The following is a 6105-nucleotide window of genomic DNA, read 5'->3' on the forward strand; positions in this document are numbered from 1 at the left end:
GGCATTGAACAAACTATTGTTTGTTCCTGCCAACCGGCGAGGGAGCCCCTCAAGGATTGAGGGGTTGGGGAGTTCGATTGAAGGGGTCAAGGGGGAGGTTCTCCCTTGTAGGTTTGGACAAAGTCCAAGGTTTGGTTCGGCTTGCCGAACAGCCCTGCAGGGCACACCTTTACGATAGTAAAGTATAGTGTGCTATACTTTACATGGAAGTCCACCGAAAAACAGTAGAGAAGTATATATACTTTATATGGTTCTAGGGACTGATAAGGACGTAGAACCTATGGAAAAGAGGCGAAAAAATGAGTTACGCAATTTGCCGAATGCAGAAATTTAAAATGCGAGATGTGAAGGGAATTCAAATTCATAATCAGAGAGAAAAAGAGAGTCACACAAATCATGATATTGAATCGGAGCGAACACATCTTAATTATGATTTACATAATGATGGCCACATTGATTATTTGAAAACAGTGAAAGACAAAATTGAACAGAATGTAGAGACCAATCGGGCGATTCGAAAAGATGCGGTTGTGATGTGTGAGTTTGTGGTAACAAGTGATAGAGAATTTTTCGATGTGTTGGATATGGTTGATCCAGCTCAACAAAAAGTGTTTTTTAAAGAAGCGTATAGCTTCTTAAAAGATAGATATGGCGAACAAAATATTGTACATGCAGCGGTACATTTGGATGAGAAAACACCTCATATGCATGTTGGCATGGTTCCGGTAACCGGAGAAAATAAGTTATCAGCGAAACAAATTTTTAACCGAAAAGAATTGGTTTCACTCCAGGACGATTTTCATGCTCACATGGTAGAAAAGGGCTTTTATTTGGAACGTGGTGTATCAAGTGACAAAAAACATGTAGAAATGCGAAAATTTAAAGCAATGACCGCAAAGGAAGAGATAAATGCTTTAGAAAAAGAGATCGGACAATGCTTACAGAAAAAAGAAGTAGTCAATAAACAGATGGAACAATTGGAATCTCGTTTGAATCAATTACAAAATGCAGTGAAATCAACAAATAAAGTCGATAAGATCGAAGTGAAATATAAAGGTGGTATTTTACGCTCTAAAACGGTTGAAATGAGTGTAGAAGACTTTGAAGAACTCAAAACTAAGGCAAAAGCATCAGAAGCCTTTAAACGCGAAAATACGACGTTACATCGTAAGAATGAAGCGTTACAAGCGAGTAATACAGATTTACATACAACGGTGAAGCGTTTGGAAAAAGAAAATGAAAGGTTAAAGCCATATAAGGGCAAATATGAACGTCTAGGAAAATTGTTTGATGAAATGAATAAATTTTATGAGAAGTTTATTCCAAAAGAAGTGTCAAAATTTCATGAAATAATTGGTTTTTGTAAGAGAAAAGTAAATGCATCCATAAATAGATTTAGTTCTCTTAGATATTCGGAAAAAGCATTGAATGAAAATGAGAAAAAAGGATATGAAGCAGCGTCAAAGTTTCTTGCAACTCAACAAACGCAACAAAGAAAAGAACGTGGAAATGAACGAGAACTTTGATAGGGGGATTATCAATGAAAAAACTAAAGAGAAATGCAATTCAATGCCGAAAATGTGGGGATGTAATTGAATCTAAGTTCACTTATGATTTTAAGTATTGTTTATGTGGATCAGTGGGCGTAGATGGTGGTTTGGAGTATGCTCGTATTATTGGCGATTCAGAAAATGTGATTGAACTTCATGAATATGAAGATAAATAAAAAGCATTACATCAATTGATGTAATGCTTTTTATTTAGGTACAAAATTAATTTTAGGAAGAACATGTTTTTGTAAGCTGTTATCACTAAATGAACTTAATGTTTGTGTATTTTCATCAAATTGTAGTCCCAATGCTTTAAATATAACTTCTGTTTGTACAGGGGATAGACTAAATGATACTGTATCGTCATCTAAATAAATATTTAATTCAACGCCCTCAATCATTATTTTTCGTCTCCAATCCTAATTTTTTTGATTCGTTTTTTGTTGTTTCTTGTTCTGGAAGAGCTTTTTGTTTTCCTCTTAATATGTCGATAGAATTTAAAGGCTTATCTTCTTCATAATAACTCAATAGTATTTGTCGTTTTGTATCATTCCCCTTCATCATGATGTTAGGATTTACGATATAAACGCCATTTTGTTTTTTCTTGATAAAATTGCTTTCTTGTAGTTTTTTCATAATACGTGTAACTGTGCTTACACCGACACCAACATCTTTTGAGATACTCCTATATGTGCCTATAAAAAGATTGTTAGATTGGTTTGTATTTTCGGCTATGTATATAAAGACATCTAGTTGTTTGTTGTCTATGATCCCTAGAACTGTTAAGAAATCCATTAAGTACATTTTCCAAAAATTTTTGGTTCCATAAACTCTTTTGGTTATTTGGTCTACATGAATAACTTCTCCAGTTTCAGTATCTACTAATTCTCGTTTCTTTTGACCGACTAAGGTTTGAGTTTCTGCATGATATTCTAAATTTTCGTCATGTTTTTCCATGAAATATCCCCCTATTTATTTAATGTGTATGTATTCAAACTTGAACACTAAATATCTCTTTAAAAGAACACTAACACAATCATATTAAAAATACAATTGTATTCATTAAAAGAATACAGACATCTTCAAAAATGAACACAATTGCTATCAAATATGAACACAAGAAAAAACGCCAAATCCATTGATATGACTGGGTTTATCCCACTTTTTTACTGACATTTCCTCTCTTCTAATATCAAAGGGGCTAAATAGCCCCTTTGATATTTTAAAAAAAGACCAACTTTTAGTTGGTCTTTTTTTCTCTTTTTCCTTAAGAGCTAAAACTTTTACAAGGAACAGGTAGTATTTTTTGAGAAAAACACTCAAAAAATCTCCACCTTCTTCGCTTTGCTCCATCCTTGTAGAAGTTTTTTCGGCTCGTGTGCTTTTCTCGCCAAGCCGACAGACAAAAAGCAAAGCAATGGTCCTCGACTTGGACAAGCAAGTATACGAGCCGAACCGCTTAGATCATTCGTTCTAAAATAGTTCTTACTCGATAATTGATACGGAATACGTGGGGTTTCGCCCCCACACGACGAGCCAGCACTCTAGCCAAAAAGCAAAGGGAATACCAAAAGATAAGATTAAGATCAAAACCAAACTAATAAAAAAATAGCCATCTATTTGGACGGCTATTTTACATAATTCTTTTTTAAATATGTATTTTTATCTTTATTTAGGATATGCTACAGTCTTTTCCTTAAAAAGGTTTCCATAATATCTCTTTTAAATCTTTCGTAATTGAACTGAAAAGCGACATTATGTGTTTTATAACCTGGATTTGTCACAAAACGAAAGTCTGCGATACTTTGACCAAATCCTTCTCCTTGATCGGGAATTACTTTGATGGGCACTTTTGACAGATGAACTGCATCTGGATTCAACAAATACCATATTGTTACAAAATCATGCATAGGGCTTCCTCCTATGCCAGGATTCGATTTAGAGTAGAAATTATAGTAGTAGTCTAACATAGGTTTGATGATGAGTCCTGCAAGGTCTTGTGTATTCCGGTGAAATGCATCAATTTGTTGAACCATTTCAGGTGTAACAATCGCGTGTTGGGTGACGTTTAATGGAATAATTGTCAAATTCTTCGCATGCTGCAGAATTAAGTTTGCTGCATAAGGGTCTGCGTAAAAGTTAGCTTCAGCCACAGCAGTCACGTTTCCAGGGTAAAAAAAGGCTCCACCCATGCAAATGTATTCTTTCACATTCCGCATTACTTCTAAATTCAAAATAAATGATGTAGCCAATGAGGAAAGTCTTCCCAAATTGATAATTGTAAGATCGTCTAAATTTGAGTTTATAATTTTGTAAATATCATTTATAGGATAAATTGGATAAGGGATTTCAGGTGGAATGATAGGTCCTAGTCCTACTTTTCCATGTACTTCAGGAAAATATTGAACCAATATACCTGTTAAAGGTACAGAAGCACCGAGAAATACGGGTATCTCTTTCCTTCCCGAAATATACTTCAAATAATTAATATTTTTTATAGCATTCTCTCTCGATACATTTCCATAATCAGCTACAATCCCCACAAGTTGGATATCATTACGAAAAAAGGTGTACAGAATAGCAAACACATCATCAATTCCCAAATCTGTAAACAAGAGAACTTTTTTGGGCATATGTTTTCCTCCAAAAGCCATAAAATTTTATTTTTACTAAGGATGTAATGAATAGGCTTGTACTATATTTGATATATATTTTATATATTCTTCAATAGTACATTTTGTTCATCTATAACTTTAGATATCTTATATGTGTTTGCATCTAAAAAAGTATTTTTGTTTTGTATATTGTATACAAGTACAGTTAACATAACGCATCATTATTGGCATAAAAAAAGGATCTTCAATCTAAGATCCTTTTTATTATTTTTAATAGTTTTATTCATTTACCATGGCATCGGCTTTTGTTACATGTACAGTACCAAATGGATGGTTAGGAGGAGCATATATCGAGTAAAGTTTTAGAGGAATATTACCTGTATTGGTTAGATTATGCCATGTTCCAGCGGGTATCATTATGGCATAATCATCATAGACATTTCTTTTAAAGTTTAAATTATCTTTATTCTTGCCCATTTGAATAATCCCCTGGCCTTGTTCAATACGTAAGAATTGATCAACGTTAGAATGTACTTCCAAACCGATATCTTCGCCAACATTGAGACTCATTAAAGTAACTTGTAAATGTGCTCCTGTCCATAAAGCAGTACGATAGGTATTGTTTTGCTTCGTTGCTTCATTGATATTAACGACAAATGGTTTTGGTCCATAATCTGTTAATGAAATTCTTCTGTCATTGTTAGAAGAGCAAAAAGAATCAAATCTGTTTGCATGCTCTATCTCATTAGGAAAAGTCCGGTAAACAGACTGTCTTCCATAGTTATACATTGGTATTGGTATTGGTACATTAACATAATAAAGATATTGATATGGGTATATATAAGGATCATAGTGCATTTTTCCCAATCCTTTCGCGTTTTTACAAAATTATTCTATGCACTTGTTAAGGGAATGTACTTAGATTCAAGATGACTTATTAAAAACACATGAATACGTTATACAAATCTAGTATACATAACGCACAATTATCGGTAGCAAGGTTTTTCATAGAATCCTTGTTTTTATGAGGTTTTTCTTTTTTCTATAAAAAATTGATATGCATGATTTTATACATGGTTGATATAGCGGGGATTCCAAGGATCTTCGCTATTCTTTTTTTGCATAGAATCTTGCATACTCTTAGTGTGATTTCTGATGAAGTAAGAATGGAAATAACAAGATATACATTTAAAGTGTCTCTCAGCTTGTCTGAGAGGCCTTTTTGTTCTTTGGTGTTTTTATATGGATAATAAAACCCAGGTAGGTTATAGATAAATCTGGAGTGTTTGAGAGGTATATAACAAGTTTGGGTAATGTTGATTTTATAGAAAAAAAGAGGTGAAAAGTTAGGTAGTATTGCAGAAGTAAAAACTTAAATTTCTACTTCTGCAATACTTGGATTTTATGGTACTTAATGGTATAATTATATGTACTAAAAGGTACATATTGGAGGTACTAAAATGGACAAAGAGAAAACAATTCAGATCAAGTTTACAGTGAATGAAGAACAGTATAAGAAGTTAGAAATATTGGCAAAGATGAGGGAACTTTCAGTACCACAGTTTTGTAAGTTGACTTCGTTACAAGTAAAGACGCAACCAGCTAGACCGATTGTAGTAAATGATGAATATGTAATGCCAGAACCGGATGTGTTGTTGATGAAAGAAGTAGAAGAACGTTATAACGTAGAGAATCAATTTTTAAAAATAGATAAAGAGTTTAATGAACGATTATATGAGTATGCGGTGAAACAACAAGAGCGAAGTGAAAACAGTCAATAGAGATCTTTGCGTGTGTTGGTCAATCAAAACGGACCTAGCGAAGCAAAGGGAGTATTTGACTTGACCAACTGGACTCCACCTAAACCCTCTTGGCATTGAACAAACTATTGTTTGTTCCTGCCAACCGGCGAGGGAGCCCCTCAAGGATTGAGGGGTTGG

Annotated in this window: 8 protein-coding genes; 3 read left to right on the plus strand and 5 right to left on the minus strand. The window is 33.9% G+C overall.

Annotated features, from left to right (window positions below; translation table 11 throughout):
- Positions 1-299: 299 nt before the first annotated feature.
- Positions 300-1526 carry a MobV family relaxase gene (gene mobV, locus PDQ33_RS27935; RefSeq protein WP_000119309.1) on the plus strand — a complete coding sequence of 409 codons (1227 nt, stop codon included), beginning with the start codon at positions 300-302 and terminating at the stop codon, positions 1524-1526.
- A 14-nt stretch (positions 1527-1540) separates the two neighbouring features.
- On the plus strand, positions 1541-1726 hold the full coding sequence (locus tag PDQ33_RS27940) for a DUF7695 domain-containing protein (protein ID WP_000734368.1): 186 nt from the start codon (positions 1541-1543) through the stop codon (positions 1724-1726).
- A gap of 30 nt (positions 1727-1756) precedes the next feature.
- On the opposite strand, the gene PDQ33_RS27945 is transcribed toward PDQ33_RS27940, so the two are convergent.
- The 5 genes from PDQ33_RS27945 to PDQ33_RS27965 form a co-directional block, all read right to left on the minus strand.
- Positions 1757-1951 carry a hypothetical protein gene (locus PDQ33_RS27945; RefSeq protein ID WP_000569534.1) on the minus strand — a complete coding sequence of 65 codons (195 nt, stop codon included), beginning with the start codon at positions 1949-1951 and terminating at the stop codon, positions 1757-1759.
- A complete protein-coding gene (locus PDQ33_RS27950) occupies positions 1944-2507 on the minus strand; it encodes a replication/maintenance protein RepL (RefSeq protein WP_000410815.1) in 564 nt (187 codons plus the stop codon). The genes PDQ33_RS27945 and PDQ33_RS27950 overlap by 8 nt, the downstream gene beginning before the upstream one ends.
- A gap of 147 nt (positions 2508-2654) precedes the next feature.
- A complete protein-coding gene (locus tag PDQ33_RS27955) occupies positions 2655-2963 on the minus strand; it encodes a hypothetical protein (RefSeq protein ID WP_270406486.1) in 309 nt (102 codons plus the stop codon).
- A 269-nt stretch (positions 2964-3232) separates the two neighbouring features.
- Positions 3233-4183, minus strand: coding sequence for a nucleoside hydrolase (locus tag PDQ33_RS27960; RefSeq protein WP_001125087.1), 951 nt, complete (start codon positions 4181-4183; stop codon positions 3233-3235).
- Between the two features lie 261 nt (positions 4184-4444).
- On the minus strand, positions 4445-5023 hold the full coding sequence (locus PDQ33_RS27965; protein ID WP_270757044.1) for a cupin domain-containing protein: 579 nt from the start codon (positions 5021-5023) through the stop codon (positions 4445-4447).
- Positions 5024-5625: 602 nt separating this feature from the next.
- Here PDQ33_RS27965 and PDQ33_RS27970 point away from each other — a divergent pair.
- Entirely contained in the window at positions 5626-5946 is a 321-nt protein-coding gene (locus PDQ33_RS27970) for a hypothetical protein (RefSeq protein ID WP_000356677.1), read from the plus strand.
- The last annotated feature ends 159 nt before the right edge of the window (positions 5947-6105 follow it).

It is taken from the genome of Bacillus cereus group sp. Bc031 (genome assembly GCF_027716265.1).
In the GTDB taxonomy this organism is placed as follows: Bacteria; Bacillota; Bacilli; order Bacillales; family Bacillaceae_G; genus Bacillus_A; species Bacillus_A paranthracis.

Coding starts and splice junctions, on each gene's coding strand:
- mobV (WP_000119309.1), top strand. CDS start 300: ATGAGTTACGCAATTTGCCGAATGCAGAAATTTAAAATGCGAGATGTG.
- PDQ33_RS27970 (WP_000356677.1), top strand. CDS start 5,626: ATGGACAAAGAGAAAACAATTCAGATCAAGTTTACAGTGAATGAAGAA.
- PDQ33_RS27940 (WP_000734368.1), top strand. CDS start 1,541: ATGAAAAAACTAAAGAGAAATGCAATTCAATGCCGAAAATGTGGGGAT.
- PDQ33_RS27950 (WP_000410815.1), bottom strand. CDS start 2,507: ATGGAAAAACATGACGAAAATTTAGAATATCATGCAGAAACTCAAACC.
- PDQ33_RS27965 (WP_270757044.1), bottom strand. CDS start 5,023: ATGCACTATGATCCTTATATATACCCATATCAATATCTTTATTATGTT.
- PDQ33_RS27945 (WP_000569534.1), bottom strand. CDS start 1,951: ATGATTGAGGGCGTTGAATTAAATATTTATTTAGATGACGATACAGTA.
- PDQ33_RS27960 (WP_001125087.1), bottom strand. CDS start 4,183: ATGCCCAAAAAAGTTCTCTTGTTTACAGATTTGGGAATTGATGATGTG.